The organism is Dolichospermum sp. LEGE 00240 (genome assembly GCF_015207875.1).
Taxonomy (GTDB): domain Bacteria; phylum Cyanobacteriota; class Cyanobacteriia; order Cyanobacteriales; family Nostocaceae; genus Dolichospermum; species Dolichospermum gracile.
This window is the reverse complement of the sequence record NZ_JADEVZ010000052.1, coordinates 1-19830: the sequence shown is the minus strand read 5'-3', so window position 1 is coordinate 19830 and position 19830 is coordinate 1. Positions and strand designations below refer to the sequence as shown.

The 19830-nt window shown below is 37.9% G+C and carries 16 protein-coding genes; all 16 read left to right on the top strand.

The features are described 5' to 3' along the window. The first annotated feature begins 4 nt into the window (after nucleotides 1–4). Nucleotides 5–814 (top strand): FkbM family methyltransferase, encoded by an 810-nt coding sequence (locus IQ226_RS16735; RefSeq protein WP_193897129.1) that lies wholly within the window; start codon nucleotides 5–7, stop codon nucleotides 812–814. Continuing rightward, entirely contained in the window at nucleotides 811–1788 is a 978-nt protein-coding gene (locus IQ226_RS16730) for a glycosyltransferase (protein WP_193897127.1), read from the top strand. The genes IQ226_RS16735 and IQ226_RS16730 overlap by 4 nt, the downstream gene beginning before the upstream one ends. Nucleotides 1789–1923: 135 nt before the next feature. Further along, nucleotides 1924–3153 carry a glycosyltransferase gene (locus IQ226_RS16725; RefSeq protein WP_193897125.1) on the top strand — a complete coding sequence of 410 codons (1230 nt, stop codon included), beginning with the start codon at nucleotides 1924–1926 and terminating at the stop codon, nucleotides 3151–3153. A gap of 17 nt (nucleotides 3154–3170) precedes the next feature. After that, entirely contained in the window at nucleotides 3171–4004 is an 834-nt protein-coding gene (locus IQ226_RS16720; RefSeq protein WP_193897123.1) for an FkbM family methyltransferase, read from the top strand. Between the two features lie 17 nt (nucleotides 4005–4021). Next, nucleotides 4022–4654, top strand: a complete 633-nt coding sequence (locus tag IQ226_RS16715) for an FkbM family methyltransferase (RefSeq protein WP_193897121.1) — start codon at nucleotides 4022–4024, stop codon at nucleotides 4652–4654. 294 nt (nucleotides 4655–4948) lie between these two features. Further along, nucleotides 4949–5485, top strand: coding sequence for a hypothetical protein (locus IQ226_RS16710; protein WP_193897119.1), 537 nt, complete (start codon nucleotides 4949–4951; stop codon nucleotides 5483–5485). Nucleotides 5486–5688: 203 nt separating this feature from the next. Further along, nucleotides 5689–6915, top strand: coding sequence for a hypothetical protein (locus tag IQ226_RS16705; protein WP_228039510.1), 1227 nt, complete (start codon nucleotides 5689–5691; stop codon nucleotides 6913–6915). A 6-nt stretch (nucleotides 6916–6921) separates the two neighbouring features. Next, the gene (locus IQ226_RS16700; protein ID WP_193897117.1) at nucleotides 6922–8394 is read left to right on the top strand and encodes a hypothetical protein; all 1473 of its coding nucleotides are present in this window, start codon (nucleotides 6922–6924) and stop codon (nucleotides 8392–8394) included. Continuing rightward, the gene (locus IQ226_RS16695) at nucleotides 8394–9572 is read left to right on the top strand and encodes a glycosyltransferase family 4 protein (protein WP_193897115.1); all 1179 of its coding nucleotides are present in this window, start codon (nucleotides 8394–8396) and stop codon (nucleotides 9570–9572) included. The genes IQ226_RS16700 and IQ226_RS16695 overlap by 1 nt, the downstream gene beginning before the upstream one ends. A 163-nt stretch (nucleotides 9573–9735) precedes the next feature. Then, complete coding sequence (locus IQ226_RS16690; protein ID WP_193897113.1) at nucleotides 9736–10869, top strand: glycosyltransferase; 1134 nt, start codon at nucleotides 9736–9738, stop codon at nucleotides 10867–10869. Between the two features lie 1024 nt (nucleotides 10870–11893). Further along, nucleotides 11894–13792: an asparagine synthase (glutamine-hydrolyzing) gene (asnB, locus tag IQ226_RS16685; protein WP_193897111.1), complete on the top strand. Its 1899-nt coding sequence runs from the start codon at nucleotides 11894–11896 to the stop codon at nucleotides 13790–13792. Beyond that, nucleotides 13789–14976 carry a glycosyltransferase gene (locus IQ226_RS16680; protein WP_193897109.1) on the top strand — a complete coding sequence of 396 codons (1188 nt, stop codon included), beginning with the start codon at nucleotides 13789–13791 and terminating at the stop codon, nucleotides 14974–14976. The genes asnB and IQ226_RS16680 overlap by 4 nt, the downstream gene beginning before the upstream one ends. A 43-nt stretch (nucleotides 14977–15019) precedes the next feature. Then, on the top strand, nucleotides 15020–15898 hold the full coding sequence (locus IQ226_RS16675; RefSeq protein WP_193897107.1) for a Uma2 family endonuclease: 879 nt from the start codon (nucleotides 15020–15022) through the stop codon (nucleotides 15896–15898). 204 nt (nucleotides 15899–16102) lie between these two features. Next, nucleotides 16103–16549 carry a DUF29 domain-containing protein gene (locus tag IQ226_RS16670; protein ID WP_193897105.1) on the top strand — a complete coding sequence of 149 codons (447 nt, stop codon included), beginning with the start codon at nucleotides 16103–16105 and terminating at the stop codon, nucleotides 16547–16549. Between the two features lie 1072 nt (nucleotides 16550–17621). Next, nucleotides 17622–18581: a Uma2 family endonuclease gene (locus IQ226_RS16665; RefSeq protein WP_193897103.1), complete on the top strand. Its 960-nt coding sequence runs from the start codon at nucleotides 17622–17624 to the stop codon at nucleotides 18579–18581. A 166-nt stretch (nucleotides 18582–18747) separates the two neighbouring features. Then, entirely contained in the window at nucleotides 18748–19587 is an 840-nt protein-coding gene (locus IQ226_RS16660) for a nucleotidyltransferase family protein (RefSeq protein WP_370567178.1), read from the top strand. Nucleotides 19588–19830: the final 243 nt, after the last annotated feature.

The window sequence follows — 19830 nt, the reverse complement described above, 5'->3', positions numbered from 1 at the left end:
TCCTATGAATCCAATTGCTTTACTAAATAACATTAACCAAAGTTTAAAGGTTTGTTCAACTTGGTCAGATGCCTGGAGTCGCTTAATTTGGCTTTATAGTAACAAGCCATTTGTCAAGCCTTTGTCAACAGGTAGGCATCAAATTAACTTTCAGTATGCACCACCTATTAACAGCATCAAGGTTGAAGTTCGAGATAATAATGGTTCTGATGCCTTTATTTTTGGTGAGGTATTCGATCATCAGTACTACAATCTTCCTTTGCAATTTCAACCTAAAACCATTTTAGATTTAGGTGCTAATGCCGGGTTTACAGCTATCTTTTTCGCACGTCAATATCCCTCTGCCGAGATTGTTTGTGTTGAACCAATGCCTGAAAATGTTGATCTTCTTCAGAAAAATCTCCACTTGAACAACATTCAATCTCGTGTTTTTCCATCTGCGATCGCGGTAACGGATGGTTTTTTAGAGATGGAATTAGATGCTAACGATTACGGACACAAAGTTGCGGGTATTGAATACGGGAAAAAGTTGACGGGTAAAACTATTCAGGTCGAAGCACTTAGTATTCCCACCTTATTACAGAAATTAGGTTGGAATAGAATTTCTCTTCTCAAAATAGACATTGAAGGCTATGAAGCCGTTCTTCTGAAAGATAATTGTGATTGGTTATCTCTTGTCGATGCTATTTGTATTGAGTGCCATGAAGGTTATGGCGAAGCTGATCTTCAATATCTGGCTAAATCATGGGGATTTTCCTCACCTCAGTTATTGCCTGGAACATGGTTATTGCTGCGAGTAGAGGAGAGTGCATGAAACCACTTCATCTTTTCTACGAAGAACCAGATCCCGATCGCTGGCTCCCTTTTGATCGCTATCCGCGCAAAATAATTCGCCGTATTGTCCGAGGTAAGCCAAGACCAGGAGGACAAACAAGAGTTTTTCTAAACCTCTGTGCAGGATTAGAAAGACTAGGCATAGCTTATAGAGTTAACGACTATCAATATATTCAACGCCATGCCGACGAGGTAGCTTGCATTGTTGGGAAGCCCCATTTACTAGATAAAATAAAATGGCAAAATCCTATTCTATTTGGTGCAGCCGTTTTTTCTCACCCTGACGACGACCCGAATTTATTTGATCGCTTACCCATTCGCAAAATACTAGTTCCAGGGGAATGGATGCGGCAAATGTGTGAACCTTATTACGGCGATCGCGTGATTGCTTGGCCAGTTGGTATTGCTACCGATGAATGGATACCTGCATCTAGAAAGGATAAAGATATTGACTTCTTACTATATGATAAGGTGCAATGGGATCATGAACATTATGAACAAGAATTGATTAACCCTATCCATTCTTGTTTGCAATCTCAAGGTTTTACTGTGGCCACTATTCGCTATGGTTTCTACAAAGAAGAAGAATTTCGGTCTCTTCTTGACCGTTGTAAAGCCATGATTTTCCTTTGTGAACATGAAACCCAAGGAATTGCTTACCAGCAGGCTCTTTCCTGCGGTGTGCCTATTCTGGCATGGGATCGGGGTGGTTTCTGGCAAGATCCTGCTTACTTTCCTCATCAAGTTAAGTTTGAACCTGTTAGTTCAGTTCCATACTGGAGCGATCGCTGTGGTGTAAAGTTCAAAAATATAAGTGAGTTTCCCGCTAAGTTAGCGGAATTTGAGGATAAGCTGAATTCTGAAGACTTTGCTCCTCGTGATTATATTTTAGAAAATCTCACTTTGGAAAAATGCGCTCAAAATTATCTTGATATTTTATTTAGTCAGCAATAAACTGGCAAGCGATCGCCTACAGAAAACAGTGATATAATCACTAATTTTGAAATCTCAAATTAGTTGTTGGGGAAATTCTCAGTCGTTGAAAATCCCTATCTATCATAGATACTGAATTCAAACAATTTGGTCAAAATGGCAAAAATCCTGATTCTCACAAGTGGACATATTTGTAATTTACCCCGTTCCCAAAAAGAAGCTGAAACATTGGCAAATGCTGGACATGATGTCACAGTCAGAGGATTTTGGTCTGATCCAGAATTAGTCAAGCGCGATCGCCTCTTAACAGCTAATAAACAATGGCAATTTATACCAATTGTTGACATTCAAACATCAAATATTTGGGAAAACTTGTTCTTTCGTGGACAAACTAGACTTTCAAGAGAACTATTTCAACATTTTGGCATTTTTTCACCAGAATTACTAGGTTATGGAGTTCAAAAAATGCTCAAAGTAGCTCGTCAAACCCGTGCAGATCTTACCATTGTTCATTTGGAAGCGGGATTGTGGGTAGGAAATCAACTGTTAGACGAGGGATTTCCCGTAGGGGTAGATTTTGAGGATTGGTTTTCTGAAGACTTATTGCCAGAAGCAAGACGAATGCGTCCGGTTTCTCAGCTTAAAGCCTTAGAAGGTCGCTTAATACGAGAATGTAGTTATTGTTTGACTACATCTCAAGCAATGGCAGAAGCCTTAGCTAAAACTTATCAAGCTCCTCAACCAGAAGTGATCTATAATAGTTTCCCTTGGCAAGAACGAGAAAAGATGGATGGTAATATCTGCGATCGCCAAAATCTTCACATTCCCTCATTACATTGGTTTTCCCAAGTTATAGGTCAGGGAAGAGGTTTAGAAATTCTCTTTCAAGCTTTACCTCATATTCAAACTCCTGTAGAAATTCATCTGCGAGGGAATTATCCTGAAAGTTCTCGTCAATGGCTAGAATCTCTTATACCTGTGGCTTGGCAGGAACTGATTTTCATTCATCCTACGGTTCCTAATTCAGAATTACTCTCTCGTATTGCTGAACATGATATTGGATTAGCTTTAGAAATTCCTTATTGTTTGAGTAGGCAATATACAGCCACTAACAAAATCTTTCAATATCTACAGGCAGGTTTAGCGGTCGTGGCAACTGATACAGCAGGTCAGCAAGAAATTTTCAATTATGAACCAACTATTGGTAAGTTAGTTCCTAGTAATAATCCCTTAGCTTTAGCTCAAGCTATAGAAGAACTTTTAAACAATCCCGAACAACTATTACAAGCTAAATATTCAGCATTAAAAGTTGCCAAAAATCAATTTTGTTGGGAACAACAATCATCTAAACTATTAGCATTAGTTGAAAAAGCAATTAAATTTTAAGAGGATGTCTGAGAAATATGATTAGTAACCTGTTACAATCAAGTGTTAATATTTTACCTTGGCAATTTCGTGGATGGATTAAACACATTCCGATTATATCTAATTTACAACGCTGGTTTTTTGCTAAATTTTTAGCAGGGCAAGAATTTATTCATCTAATTAATGCAGGTCCAGCCAAAGGGTTAAAATATCCCGTTAAGCTTCCCGAAGATAAGGCTATTTGGTCTGGTACTTATGAACCAGATTTCGCGCTAGTTCTTGCCAATTCAGTGCAGCCAGGAGATATTTGCTATGATATTGGCGGTTATCGAGGCTTTTTTAGTAGTGTTTTTGCCTTAGCGGGCGCTAAATTGGTCATTACTTTTGAACCGCTACCAGCAAACATTAGTCAACTTCGCCGATTAGCAGAAGTTAACCCTCAGCTTCCTCTAAGATTAGAGTCCATAGCAGTCGGAGAAGAGGATGGTTTTGTGGAATTTTATGTGATGCCAGAAGCGAGTATGGGAAAACTAGAAAATAGTTCTTTTCAAGCTGAGGTTAAAGGAACTGACTTGTTAACAGTTCCTATCCGTAAATTGGATAGTTTAGTCAGTGAAGAAACAATTCCTGCTCCACAAGTAATCAAAATTGATGTAGAAGGCGCAGAAGTTCAAGTTCTCAAAGGTGCAAGGGAAATGCTTTGTAAGTATCATCCCCTACTGTTGATTGAAGCACATTCTCCTTTGTTAGCAAATGATTGTACTTCTATACTCAGAGAGTTAGGTTATCAAGTTTCTGTGCTGGAAACTGGTTTTGCTCCTAATCCTCAATCCGATCCTGAAGTGTGCCATTTGATTGCTAAATTTCCTTAATAATCGGCAATATAAAGATGACTAAAACCAAAACAATTTCCCTACCAATACCTCTGATTTGGCTACAACCTGTTGACTTCCCCCATAAATTAGGCATTTGTGAGCGTCTTTTCGGTGGGGCGATCGCAAGCCACAGTATTTGTTGGACAAACACAGGCGCGGGAATTCCTTGGAAATTAGATTTAGCAAATCCCACACACAGATGGATCGTTTATGGCAAGTATGAAGGCGCACCTTTTTTAAATTGGGCAAAAAAATTCTTACCAACAAATGGCATTGTGATTGACTCTGGCGCTAGTATTGGACAAATGCTCATGTATTTAGCTCAATATATTCCACAGGGCAAAGTTTTAGCATTTGAGCCGGGAAAAGAAGCCTCAGAGTGGTTGCAAGAATGTTTGGAATTTAACCAATATCTTCCTGTTGAATTAATTCGTGCGGGTCTAGGAAATGCACCTGCCCAGCTGCGTCTATGTTCTATGGGAGACGAGCATCAACATGGAGCACAAAGCCAAATTTCCGAAACAGAAGGTGAATTAATCGAAATCGTGATGTTGGCTAATGAATTAAAATCAAGGGGCATTTCCAGTGTAGATCTATGGACATTAGATGTAGAAGGCTATGAAGTTCCTGCATTGCAAGGGGCATAGGACTTGCTAAAACGCAAATCAATCAAGGCATTGTATGTTGAAATATCTGGAGACAATAGTAAAAGGGTTCGAGAATATTTAGGTCAATTTTGCTATAAGTGTTATCTCTTTAAACCAAATGGAAAGCTTTATTCACCGATAGAATTTCCGTATCACACTAATGGTCTATTCTTACCCCACTAAATAATGCAGTTCAGTGTAAAACTGCTCCCCAATATCAAGTATTAGGAGTTGATTTTTGATGTTCTTATCTTACTTTTTTTAGTTTTGTATTAGCTTCCTCTTATTAGAGTATTGATACATCCTCAAAATATAGAATTTATATTCGGATGTATAGCTGCGAAAATAATAATTGCAAATAAAACTAAATTTCAACCAAGGTTTAAAATATCTATTAAACCCATAAAAACAACGGTATTTTTTTGTTTTTTTCTTATAGCATTGTCCGGTTTTTCTCAATACTATAATATTCAAATTTTTAATTTATTAACTGGTATTCATGTATTGATATATGGGATAATTTCAACGATTTTAATTTTATGCCTTGCCTTTCTTGATATATGGAAAATAAATAAGGATCTCAACTATGAGTACCTTGTACAAGGTACAAGTATAATTAACCGCCATGTACTATTATCTGGTATGATACTACTAAGAGAAGCATCATATTCAGTATATTTAACCCACAGACCAGCTCTTTCGGCTTTGTCAAAATTCATGAAACATCTCAGAGTGGATGAATTGATAGGTGGATTTTGGGCATCAAATATTTTGTTTGCGCTTGTGGTTGCTTCAGGATCACATACTCATATGTTGAGTTACCAGTGTTAATCTTTTTAAAGAAACGTTTTATAAAATAAGTTTATGACATTAGCGATGACCGAACTTGTTTGGTTTTTCGGTTATTTTTATGAAAACCCTGATTCAAAATTATTGAGAGCCTCATTCTTGTGAAAAAAGCCTTGATTCATCGAGTTCTTATTGTTAGCCCCCATTTCCCACCAATTAACGCTGCGGATCATCAGCGTATTAGAATGGCACTGCCATACTTTGAAGAATTTGGATGGGATGTAACTGTTCTATGTATCGAACCAGATTTTATAGAAGGAATATATGATCCCAACCTAAATTTGACGGTTCCAGCAAACATTGAAGTTATTCGATCATCGGCTATTTCTCCGAAAATATCTAGAAAATTAAAGCTGGGGAATTTAGCTTTTAGATGCATACCTTTTTTAATTAAAGCAACAACTAAATATTTTGAAAAAAATTATTTTGATATAGTTTATTTCTCAAATACAGTTTTTTTGACCATGCCCCTTGGTCGCTACTGGCTAGAGAAATATAAAATTCCTTATATTTTAGACTTTCAAGATCCTTGGTTAAGTGATTATTACGATCGCACTCAAAACACACCCCCCGGTGGCAAACTAAAATATGCAGTCGCCCAGTCTTTTGCTAAGATTTTAGAACCCTTGACCTTGGCTAAAGCCTGCCATATAACCAGTGTTTCGCCAGAATATCCCAAGGTATTAATGCAGCGATATCCCTGGCTCAAGGAAGAGAAGTTTTCTGTTCTCCCCTTCGGCGCACCTGAAAAAGATTTTGATATATTACCTAAACTGAATAGCCAACAGAAAATATTTGATCCTCATGATGGTTACCAACATTGGGTTTATGTGGGTAGGTGTTTTGAGGCTATGTATTTTAGTCTCAAATCCCTTTTTGCTACAATTCAAAAACATCGTCAGCACAATTCCGAAATTTGGCAAAAAATTAAAATTCATTTTGTTGGCACGAAATATTCAATTTTTGACAACAATAAGGAAATAGAGGCGATGGCCAAATCCTATAATTTAGAGGATATAATAACTGAATATCCACAACGTATCCCTTACTTTGAAGCCTTGCAAGTTTTAAAAGATAGTCATGGGATTTTAATAATTGGATCTGATGATCCAGGCTATTCAGCATCTAAAGTCTATCCATGTATCCTCGCCCAGAAGCCAATCTTAGCAATTCTACATGAACAAAGCTTGGTAGTCAATTTACTAGAAAGTTGTCAAGCAGGACAAGTAGTGACATTTAGTGACACTGCTACAACAAACCTTGTAGACCCGCTAATAGATAAAATTGACTGGTTACTATCTCAGTCTCAAAACTATACTTCTGCGACAGATTGGCAGGCTTTTAAACCCTATACAGCCAAAGAAATGACCCGCTATCTGTGCCATGTTTTTGATCGATATATATCTTCTTAAATATTTATGCTTAAACAATTACCAGCACTAACCCAAAATAACCTACAAGCAAAGATAAATTCTCGTAAGAGTCAACGTCAGCTATTGCCATTTTTCTGGATTATAATCATCGCTTATACTGCATTCGTATTTTCCAAAGTTTATTTTAATAAAACAATATCTCTCGAAGATGTATTTGGATCTCTGGCGATTTCAGCCGCTTCCCTACTTTCAGTTTATCTTTGGTGTGCGGGTAAAGCATTTGGTATGCCAATTTTCCCAATTTTTTCTGTCACTTATTTCTGGACTTCCGCTCTGCCTTTACTTTTAGAAAGTCCTGGAGTATTTAAATATAGTAATTCGGAGAGATTCTTTGCAAGTATGACTGTTACTGGGTTTCTCTTATTGTCTACCTTAATTTGGTATCAATTTGTTAAAAGGTTTCCACAGCCAAAAGCTTACTATAGAACCATAGAAATACACAAAGGTGAGAATATTTTTCTAGGAGTTTTATTTATATCAAATTTATTTACTATATTTATTCCGTATATTTCGTTATATTTGGATGGAGGGACGTTTTCTATAATTCGAGGTGCAATACTAGGTTTATCAGCCATCGCTACTTTCGCAATGTCTTATAGATTTGGTAAAGGTAAATTATCTCAAATTAACAAAATTTTGTACCTTGTCTTGTTAACTGCAAATATAATTAGCAGTGCTATTGGTTTTTTATTAATTGGTTCCCTATCCTTATTTTTAATCGCAATTATTAGTTACTCTATAGGTAAAAATAAATTCCCAGTGATTTTTGCTGTAATTATATTTAGCTTATTTGCCGTACTACATACAGGCAAAGCTTCTATGAGACAGTTATACTGGCATCAAACAATTGCTATTCAACCTTGGCAATATCCAGCTATATTTGGAGAATGGTTTGATTTCGGACTTAAAGGTTTATTTTCTCAAAAAGAAGAATCTGGTAACTCTGGTCAGTCAATTATTGAACGCTCTAGTGTTATTCAACAGCTATTATTAACCCAGTCATCAACAAAACTTGGACAGCCACTACTTTATGGTTCTACCTATAGTATTATTCCTCAATTACTTATCCCTCGGATCTTTAACCCTAATAAGATAATTAGCCATGAAGGAACAACTATCCTCAACGTCTATTATGGTAGACAAACTCGTGAAGATACATTAACTACAACTATTGGATGGGGATTATTAGCAGAAGCATATGCAAATTTTGGTCTCTTGGGTTGTGGTTTACTAGCTTGCATTTGTGGTGCTGTCTATGGATACATAGGCTTAATTAGCATAAACGCTCCTGTATTTAGCGACCGTTATTTATTGGCAATTTTATTTTTTAGTTATGCATTTCAAACAGAACTTACAGCAGGGGTTTATGTAGCTGCTTTATTTCAATCATCAGTAACATTATTTATATTCTTATTTTTCTTGACCAAAGTTCAAAAAATAGAAGCTACAGAAAATTAATGACAAATTTAGCAATTATTGCATCTCATCCAATTCAGTATTACGCGCCACTTTTTCGGTGTCTGGCTGAAGACTGTAATTTTAATATTAAAGTATTTTATTTATGGGATTTTGGCATTACAAATCAGATTGATCCAGGATTTAAGCAATCGTTAAAATGGGATATTCCATTACTAGATGGTTATGACTTTGAATTTGTGCCTAACATTAGTAAGAATCGTGGTACTCATCATATCTTTGGCTTGCAAAATCCTAATCTTACTCAGCAAGTTTTAACATTTCAACCAGATGCTATATTGCTGACAGTCTCCTATAACTACGCAAGTATGTATAGTTTTATTTGGCAGATGAGAAATATTAATATTCCCATGATATTTCGTGGTGATTCCCATCGAATTCAGGCAAAAAATAATTTTAAAAGTCAGATTAAAAAGCTATTTATTGCCAAAATTTTTGAAAATTTTGATGCTTGTTTATATGTTGGTAAAGCCAATTATGAATACTTTAAATATCATTCTGTTTTAGAGAGTAAATTATTTTTCGCTCCCCATGCTATTGATAATAAACGATTTTCTGCCATGACTAATGAGATATCTAGTCAAGCAAAAAATTGGAAACAAGAATTAGGTATCCCTACCAAAAATATGGTAATCCTTTTTGCTGGCAAATTTGAAGATAAAAAGCGTCCTTTGGATCTAATTCAGGCTTTTATCAATGCACAATTAAAATCAGTGTCCCTGCTATTAGTTGGTGCCGGCAATTTAGACTCAGAAATGCGAGATTTATCTAAGCATCATAAGCAAATTTACTTTGCCCCATTTCAAAATCAATCCCTAATGCCGCGTACTTATGCTAGTTCTGATGTTTTTGTTTTGCCTAGTTATGGTAGTGATGAAACATGGGGATTAGCAATTAATGAAGCGATGTGTATGGGATGTCCTGTAATTGTTAGCAGTCATGTTGGTTGTGCGGCTGATTTGGTTAAACATAGAAAGAATGGTTTAATTTTTGAGGCAGGAAATGTAGAGGATCTTACTGCTAGTCTTAAAGAGGCTTTGGCTGATCATTATCGCTTGAAACGATGGGGAGAAGAAAGTAAAATCATTGTCAGAGACTACTGTTATGATAGGATAATTTCCGGCTTAAAGGAAGCATTGGCGGCGATATGTAAGAAATAAATATTATCTAAGTAATTGGAAAAAAATATTTACAGTCATTGCGAGGGAAGGGAAGCAATCACAACCCTGGCGATTGCTTCATTTCACTTCGTTCCATATGGCTAACGCCACGCTTACGCAATGACATTGTGTAATTAATTCTGTCTCACTACTTATATTATCTATGAATAAAAATAATCTTCACCTCTGGTTTCCCAACATATTTGAATTTACAGGGGGCATTCAAACATACTGCTGTTTTTTCCTCCAAGCCATTCAAAATACCTATCCTGATACTGACTATGATATCTTTATCAAACATGATAGACATTCCTCACCCAACTTCTCAACCCTAGCCCCTACTAGGTTTCACTTTGCTGGATCTATACCATTACCACTGAGAACAATTGCATTTGCAGCCCAGCTAATTGGTTGGGGAATCTGGAAACGCCCAAAATTAATCATTACTGGCCACCTGAATTTTACTGTTGCAGCCTACTGGCTAAAACGGTTGACAAATATCCCTTATTGGACAACTGCTTATGGTATCGAAGCCTGGGATATCAAAAACTCAGCTTTGCAAACAGCTTTACATCATGCAGACCTGATTTTAGCAATTAGCAGTTACACGCGCGATCGCCTGATCAAAGAACAAAATCTTGACCCGAATAAAATTGTTATCTTACCATGCCAGTTTGAACCTAGTCGCTTTCAATTAGCCCCAAAACCTACTTATTTATTAGAAAAATATGGACTAAGGCGGGAACAACCTATAGTATTAACTGTAGCTCGACTAGCAAAGGTTGAAGGCTATAAGGGTTATGACCAAATTCTTCAAGCACTTCCTCAAATTCGTCAGCAAATTCCCGATATTCACTACATTCTTGTGGGTAAAGGAAATGACGAAACTAGAATTAAGCAATTAATTACCCAACTCGGATTACAAGATTGTGTCACCTTAGCTGGATTTATTCCTGATGAACAACTGTGTGATTACTACAATCTCTGTGATATTTTTGCTATGCCGAGTAAAAAAGAAGGATTTGGTATTGTCTACTTAGAAGCCCTAGCCTGTGGTAAACCTGTATTGGGAGGTAATCAAGATGGTGCTACGGACGCGCTTTGTCATGGTAAACTAGGGGCATTGGTAAATCCTGATGATGTAGATGAAATTGCTCAAACTATTATTCAAATTTTACAAAGTACATATCCTAATCCTTTAATGTATCAACCCGAATCTTTGCGTCAACAGGTTATTGATACCTTTGGTTTCGAGCAGTTTCAGAAGACTTTGGCTGGATATTTGCGGGATCATTAAACCAAATCATAAAATCAGGAAGCCAGGAAGAAGCCAGGAACGAAGCCAGGAACGAAGCCAGGAACGAAGCCAGGAACGAAGCCAGGAACGAAGCCAGGAGGTAGCCAGGAAGGAAGCCAGGAAGAAGCCAGGAGGTAGCCAGGAAGGAAGCCAGGAAGGAAGCCAGGAGGTAGCCAGGAAGGAAGCCAGGAAGGAAGCCAGGAAGAAGCCAGGAGGTAGCCAGGAAGAAGCCAGGAGGTAGCCAGGAAGAAGCCAGGAGGTAGCCAGGAAGGAAGCCAGGAAGAAGGAAGCCAGGAAGAAGGAAGCCAGGAAGAAGGAAGCCAGGAAGAAGGAAGCCAGGAAGAAGGAAGCCAGGAAGAAGGAAGCCAGGAAGAAGGAAGCCAGGAAGAAGGAAGCCAGGAAGAAGGAAGCCAGGAAGAAGGAAGCCAGGAAGAAGGAAGCCAGGAAGAAGGAAGCCAGGGAATTAATTCCCTGTCTAATAGCTGAAGTCGGTTAAAACCGACTGGTTTGGGTAATATTGATATATGGCATTTCTGGTTTTAACCTCACCCTAACTCTCCCCTTTGCAAGGCTAAGTAATTGGACAAAAATATTTACAGTCATTGCGAGCGAAGCGAAGCAATCGCAAGGGTTGTAATCGCTTCATTTCACTGCGTTATATATGGCTAACGCCACGCTGCGCTAACGCAATGACATTGTGTAATTAATTCTGTCTCACTACTTATCGTGTAAACACAAGTTAAATTACCCCCTTTACCCCCCCGATGCTTTGGGGGGAAACCGGAAAAATTAGTTCCCTAGCTGTGATGTTATCATAGATATATATCTATTTAGGCATTGCTGATTAAGGGTATGAATTTTAGTCTCACGCAAAGGCGCAAAGGTAAGAGTTTTAAAGGTTAAATTTGGGAATTTCATACCTCAATTCAGCAACGCCTCTATTTAATTCATAGTTTAATCCAATGGTTAAATTCCAATTTTATACCAATTCATAGCATATATATATATATATATAACAAAAAATATGTGCGGACTTGCGGGTATTATCAAACTAAATACCAACTATGGTAATTTAGAAGCAAAAATCGAAAAGATGCAAACTGCACTAAAACATCGTGGACCAGATGATGCAGGTATTTATATTTCAACTGACAAACAAGCAGCTTTAGCTCATACTCGACTTTCTATTCTTGATCTCAGTTCCGCTGGACATCAACCCATGTCTACCAGTGACGGACGATATTCAATTACTTTTAATGGGGAAATTTACAACTTTCAAGAACTACGAGAAAATTTAATTGCTCAAGGTGAAAAATTTCATTCTCAAACAGATACAGAAGTAATTCTTAAACTTTATCAAAGAATCGGTTCTGACTGTGTCCAACATTTACGAGGAATGTTTGCTTTTGCCATTTGGGATGATTTAGAAAAAACTTGTTTTTTAGCTCGTGACCCTTTAGGAATTAAACCACTTTATTATTACCAATTAGGTACAACTTTGGTATTTGCTTCCGAACTCAGAGCAGTTTTAGCATCTGGTTTACCTGCAATTAATATGAGTGTGGAAGGTTTATATGGTTATTTAACAACCGGTTCAGTTCCCGAACCATACACCCTAATCGCTGACATTCATTGTTTACCCGCTGGTAATTGGCTATATTGGCACAATGGAAATACTACCAAAAAACAATATTGGCAAATAAATTTTACTCCAGAAGCAATTTCTCCTCCAGAAGCGGAAGAAATAGTCCGTAAAGCTTTATTAGATTCCATTCAACATCATTTTATTAGTGATGTACCCGTGGGAATTTTCCTCAGTGGTGGTATTGACTCCACAACCATTCTCGCTCTAGCAACCCAAACCCAACAATCACAATTATCTACCTATTCCATAGCTTTTGCTGAATCGGAATTCAATGAGGGAGAATTAGCTGAAAAAATCGCTAATCATTTTGGTGCAAAACACACAGAATATCAAGTTACATCATCCTTTGCTAAGAGCATATTACCCGATTTCCTCGCAGCAATTGATCAACCGAGTATTGATGGCTTTAATACATTTTGTGTCTCTAAAGTTGCCCATGACAATGGCATGAAAGTAGTATTATCAGGTTTAGGAGGAGATGAAATTTTTGGTGGATATCAGTCTTTTCAAAAAGTTCCCCAAATGGTTGCATGGGGTAGAAAACTAAATACATTACCTTTCTTGCGTACAGGTTTGGGTCTAGGATTAGAACGTTGGGGAACTTCACCAAAAATAAAACGATTGGGTGACTTTTTAAAACAACCTCCTACTCTTGCTTCTGCTTATAATACTTTTCGCGGTATTTTTTCTCATCAAGAAGCTTGTATCATTATTAATCAATTATCAATAAGCATCCCAATATTACCCCCCTTAATCCCCCCTTATCAAGGGGGGAAACCGGAATCTAGTTCCCTCCCCTCAGTCCCTTTCCAGGAAGGGAAACCGGAATCTAGTCCCCTCCCCTTAGCAAGGGGAGGGTTAGGGTGGGGTTCTACCCCAGAAGATGAAGTCAGCTTCTTAGAATTAAGTGGCTATATGCGTAATCAATTACTGCGAGATAGTGATGTTATGAGCATGAACTGGGGTTTAGAATTGCGTGTCCCCTTTGTGGATAAAAATTTATTAGAAGCTGTTGCACCAATTCCTAGTAAAATCCGGTTAGCTCAAGGGAAAAAACTGTTAACACAAGCAATTACAGAAATACCTGATTGGGTAATAAACAGACCGAAAAAAGGCTTTTCTTTCCCCTTTGAAAATTGGATGAATAGTGAATTTGGTGATTATTTTCATAATGTCCATCAAAACCTAAATATCCCACCCAATATACCCCTCAACCCTTGGTATCGTCGTTGGAGTTTAGCAATATTAAACCATTGGTGGGAGCAGATTAACTCATGAAAGTTCTCCATGTCATTCCCTCTGTCGCAACCGTTCGCGGCGGTCCGAGTCAAGCCATTTTAGAAATGGTCAAAGCTTTAAGAAAAAATAATATTGATGCAGAAATTGTCACCACTAACGATAATGGTGAAGATATATTAGACGTACCTTTAGGAAAATTTATAAATTATCAACAAGTTCCTGTCCAGTTCTTTTCTCGGTTTTCTCCTTCTATTCACGCTTTGAGGGAATTTGCTTTTTCCAGAGAATTAACAATATGGTTATGGCAAAATATCCGTAATTATGACTTATTACATATTCATGCTATTTTCTCCTATAGTTCTACAATAGCAATGGCGATCGCCCGCTGTCAAAAAATTCCCTATATTGTTCGTCCTCTAGGACAATTATGTACATGGTCTTTACAGCAAAGTGCTAGAAAAAAGCAAATATATCTCAAAATTATCGAAAAAGCTAATCTTAATCACAGTCAATCAATCCATTTTACATCTATTGCAGAACAACAAGAAGCTGCACTATTAAATTTAACCTCCCCAAATTTTATCATCCCTCACGGACTTGCGATTCCCGATACAATTCCTCATGCTTATCAACGTCTGCGACAACATTTTAATTTACCCATAGATGAACCAATTATCTTATTTTTATCTCGCTTACATCCTAAAAAAGGTTTAGATTACCTAATTCCAGCATTAGGTAAATTATCTGATTACCGCTTCACATTCATTGTCGCAGGTAGCGGCGATTCAGATTATGAAACTGAGGTAAAAACTTTAGTCACAACTCATGGAATTGCAGAAAAAACACATTTTACCGGATTTGTCAAGGGTGAAACCAAGGATTTATTAATACAAGGAGCAGATATATTTGCCCTAACTTCCTATTCCGAAAACTTTGGTATATCAGTTCTAGAATCCCTAGCTGCGGGTACTCCAGTTATAATTACCCCTGGTGTAGCACTCAGTGATATAGTCCAGCAACAACATCTGGGATATGTTACAGAACTTAATATTAAGGCGATCGCAGCTACAATTGAAAACTTCTTAGATCATCCTCAAGAATCGAAGAAAATGGGCTATCGCGCACGTGAGTTTATATTAGATAATTATACCTGGGATAAAATAGCATCAAAAATGATCTCCGTTTACGAAAATATCATTCAAAGTCATAATTTAAAGTTATAATTTTTAGAACATTTCAGGCAATGAAACACAGGAGATAATCATCATGTATCAAAGTGAAGCACCTCCGCAAAAAAACCTGCCAACGATGTATGATTTACCCAGTGAGGGTGACAGTGAGGAAGAATTAGAATCCACAATTCATCCTCGTCCACCATGGGAAACCATGCCCACAATGTATGATTTACCTAGTGAGAATCCAGAGGAGCCAGGTTTGCCAGACGAATTTCATGACTTTCAACCGCAATTATTAAGGGAAACCTGCCAATCTCCGGTTTATTCCCAGGAGGAAATATTCATTGGTACAGATTTAAACTTATATTATGATGCTCACCATTATTCATGGTATAAAAGACCAGATTGGTTTTTAGTGTTAGGTGTAGCTGCTTCTGAAAAACAGGAGGATATGCGTTGGAGTTATGTAATTTGGCAAGAAGGATCAGCTCCATTTTTAATAGTAGAATTATTATCACCCGGTACAGAAGCAGAAGATTTAGGACAAACATCAAGAAGCGCGAATAAACCACCGACAAAATGGCAGGCTTATGAACAGTATTTGCGATCGCCCTATTATGTTATTTTTGATAGGTATGAAAGTAAATTACGGGTGTTCCAATTAGTTGGCACAAAATATCAAGCCGTAGAACTTGCAGAACCAAAATTCTGGTTTCCTGAATTAAAATTAGGAGTAGGAGTGTGGTCAGGCAAATATCAAGATACAGAAGGTTTGTGGCTACGTTGGTATAATGAAAATGATGATTGGATTCCCACTCTTGCTGAAAGAGTAGAACAGGAAAAACAACGAGCAGAACAGGAAAAACAACGAGCAGAACAGGAAAAACAACGAGCAGAACAGGAAAAACAACGAGCAGACAAACTAGCTGAAAAGTTGCGGGCTTTGGGGATAAATTTAGATGAAATTTGAAGTAATTTAAACAAGGAAGCCAGGAAAATTATTCCTGGCTAACAGCTTGGTTTTGCTTTATTAAATGCAGTATAGCTTAAAAAGCGATCGCTCTGATTTCTCGACTATTGAAAAAAGGATTTGGAGCGATAGGGCGATTCCTAGGTCGCGCTTGGCGATCGCAGCTATAATACTATATTAGAGCAAACAATACTTAGCACTTTCATGAACACCATTCATGCTCTTTACGAACAAGATTATTTCCTTTGGCTGGAAGAAACCTATAAACTACTAGAAAATAATCGCATTGAGGAATTAGATTTTTTACATTTAAAGGAGGAAATTCTCAGTTTGGGTAATGAACAAAGGCGGAAAGTTGACAGTTACCTGCGTCAATTGCTGATTCACCTATTGTTGTATAAGTATTGGAACTCTGAAAAAGAATACTGTGCCAAAGGTTGGCAAAATGAAATTGATAACTTTCGATTTGAGCTTGAGTTATTGTTAAAGTCTAAAACGTTGTATAACTATTTCTTGCAAGAAATTGCAGAAATTTATGTTAAAGCCAGAAGACAGGCTATCAAAAAAAGTGAATTACCTGCTGATCTTTTTCCTGAAAGTTGTCCGTTTTCTGCCGATGATCTACTTGATCCAGAATTTCTTCCCGATTAAAATTAGTGATGTCCCTGTGAAATTTCTATAATAATGCTTCTCAAAAATGGGCGATTCCTAGGTCGCGCTAGTAGTCTGTCAAAAACTAATTGACGGGTAAATAAATTTTTCTTCTTCCTTCGCGCTCTTTGCGTCCTTCGTGGTTCATTTTCTCCTTATCCGTCAAAATAAATTTGACGAACTACTAGTTCCCTCCAGGACGCAATGCGTTCGCGATCGCGCCCGGCAGTTTATAAGGGAAATGCCGAAAACCCTTGAAGATGTAGCTGACTTAGGAAGCTACATCTGTGCTTTAGACAAGGGATGAAGGCTAGAGGCTTTCCTTTATCCTGCATTGATTTTAATTCATATTCGTGATACAACTATATTGTCACTAAAGACGTAAAAAGCTACCGAGGGACTCTCGGAAAGTTACGCTTGTCAGATATGATTTCGCCCGCCAGGGCAAACGAAATCAGGGCAAGAACCCAAATATTTAAGGAACCCTGCCTGAAACTGGGATAACTGAGGGATATAGACTGAAACTCTCTATAGAATCCCCGCGTCTTTAGACCGGGGAGTGTCAAATTTTGGTTTCCAGATTCCAATCAAAAATCTGGTTTCAATTTTAATATCCACAGCGGTTAAAACCGCTCGTGTCGTTTCCCTCTCAGGGAGCCAAGCCAACCCACCCAGAAATGATAGCGTGGCGTAAGCCATGTTTCCGGGCTAATAAGTAAAGTTTACTAAGAGGATGTTTTAAAAGTTTTTAATGTATAAATAAACCCCTCTCCAAACCTCTCCCCGACGCGGGGAGAGGCTTTAAAACCCCCATTCTCTGGCAGGGAAGGGGGGCTGGGGGGTTAGGTTTTTGGAAATTACTAGTTTCATCTAATACTTTTCAAACACCCTCTAAAGTAAATTGGGGATTTTTAGTCATCAAAAGACAACTTTTGCTATTAGACTGGGAATTGATTCCCAGGCGGGCTATGGGTTTTACGTTAAGTTGACACCAATGACACCGTAGCCAAAGCATCGGGGGATTAAGAGGGGTAATTTGACGATGGCAATGAAACACAGGAGATAATGAATCATGTATCAAAGTGAAGCACCTCCGCAGAAAAACCTGCCCACCATGTATGATTTACCCAGTGAGGATATTGATGAAGAATTAGACTCCACAATTCATCCCCGTCCACCATGGGAAACCATGCCCACAATGTATGATTTACCTAGTGAAAATCCAGAGGAGCCAGGTTTGCCAGACGAATTTCATGATTTTCAACCGCAATTATTACGGGAAACCTGTCAATCTCCCGTTTATCCCCAAGAGGAAATGTTCATTGGTACGGATTTAAACTTATACTATGATGGTCGTCATTATTCATGGTATAAAAGACCTGATTGGTTTTTAGTCTTAGGTGTGGCTGCTTCTGAAAAACAAGAAGATATGCGGTTGAGTTATGTAGTTTGGCAAGAAGTAGTAGCTCCATTTTTAATAGTAGAATTATTATCGCCAGGTACAGAAGCAGAGGATTTAGGACAAACATTAAGAAGCGCGAATAAACCGCCGACAAAATGGCAAGCTTATGAACAGTATTTGCGATCGCCCTATTATGTGATCTTTGATAGATATGAAAATCGCCTCCGAGTATTTCAATTACGTGGCACAAAATATCAAGCAGTGGAACTGACAGAACCAAAATTCTGGTTTCCTGAATTGGAATTAGGGGTAGGAGTTTGGTCAGGAAAATATCAGGATACAGAAGGTTTGTGGCTACGTTGGTATAATCAAGATGGTGATTGGATTCCTACTTTTGCCGAAAGAGCAGAACAGGAGAAACAACGAGCAGAACAGGAAAAACAACGAGCAGAACAGGAGAAACAACGAGCAGAACAGGAAAAACAACGAGCAGAACAGGAAAAACAACGAGCAGAACAGGAGAAACAACGAGCAGAACAGGAAAAACAACGAGCAGAACAGGAGAAACAACGAGCAGACAAACTAGCTGAGAAATTGCGGGCTTTGGGGGTGAATTTAGATGAAATTTAAAGAAAATTAACCGAAAAAAGTATTTCTCCTTGGCGATCGCATTCGGCAAACAGGAATATTATGGAAAAAAACACCCTAATTATCTTCCAAACGGATGTCAAATATCAATTAGCATTGAACTTTTCCTGGAAAAAATCAACTAGTTAACAGGAAGGGGGAGTAGGGAGTGGTAGAGATAAACTCAGCACTAAGCACAATGATGGAAAACATCACCACGGAAAACAGCAATCAAACTCTAGAAGAAAGAAAACAAGAGGCATTACAAACTGCCGCAAAATGTCAGCAAATTCTCCTAGAAAATGGAGCAAAAGAGGTAATATTATTTGGGTCTTTATCAGGAGAAAGTCCTTGGCATTGGCAATCTGATTTAGATTTGGCTGTGAGAGGAATGTCAGAAAAACAACAATGGGAAGCCTATTCTCTTCTAGAAAAAATCACACCTAATTGGTTGAAAATAGATTTAGTAGCATTAGAAGAAATCCCAGATTTTGTCCGTTCTCGCATTCTCAAAGAAAAACCCATGCCTACTAATAAATATTTAGCCCTAAAAACCCGTATTGAAGATGAGATGATAGCTTTAGAGCAGAATTGTCAAGCTATGAAAACTGCTTTAGAACAAAGTGATAATGTCCCAGAAATCTTTATCACTCCCACATTATCCAGCTATATTTGTGATTTTTACACAGCTTGTGAGCGAATTAGCGAAAGAGTGGCTGTGACTTTAGATGGAGGAATACCAAAAGCGGAAAATTGGCACGAACAACTATTGTTACAAATGGCAGAAATTGGTGGAGAAAATCGTCCTCCCCTATGGCAAGGTTCACTGTTATTACAATTAAATGATTATCGCAAATTTAGACATTTAGCACGGCATAATTATAATCTGCAATTGCGAAAAGAAAGAGTATTGGAACTAGCCCAACAAACAGAAACAATTATAGCAAAAATTCAAGAGGCGATCGCTATTTTTAATCAATGGCTAGAATCTCAAGTAAAAGACTTGTAAATTACTCCCCTTAGTCCCCGATGCTTTGAAGGGAAACAAGAATTTAGTCCCCTGAAGGGGACTGAAAATGAATCTTGAGTCTACTTCAGTAGACTTGAGCTATTAGAGGGTGTTTTAAAAGTATTAGATGAAACCGATAATCTCTAGAAACCTAACCCCCCTTCCCTACAAGGGAATCGGGGTTTCAAAGCCTCTCCCCGCGTCGGGGAGAGGTTTGGAGAGGGGTTTATTTATACATTAAAA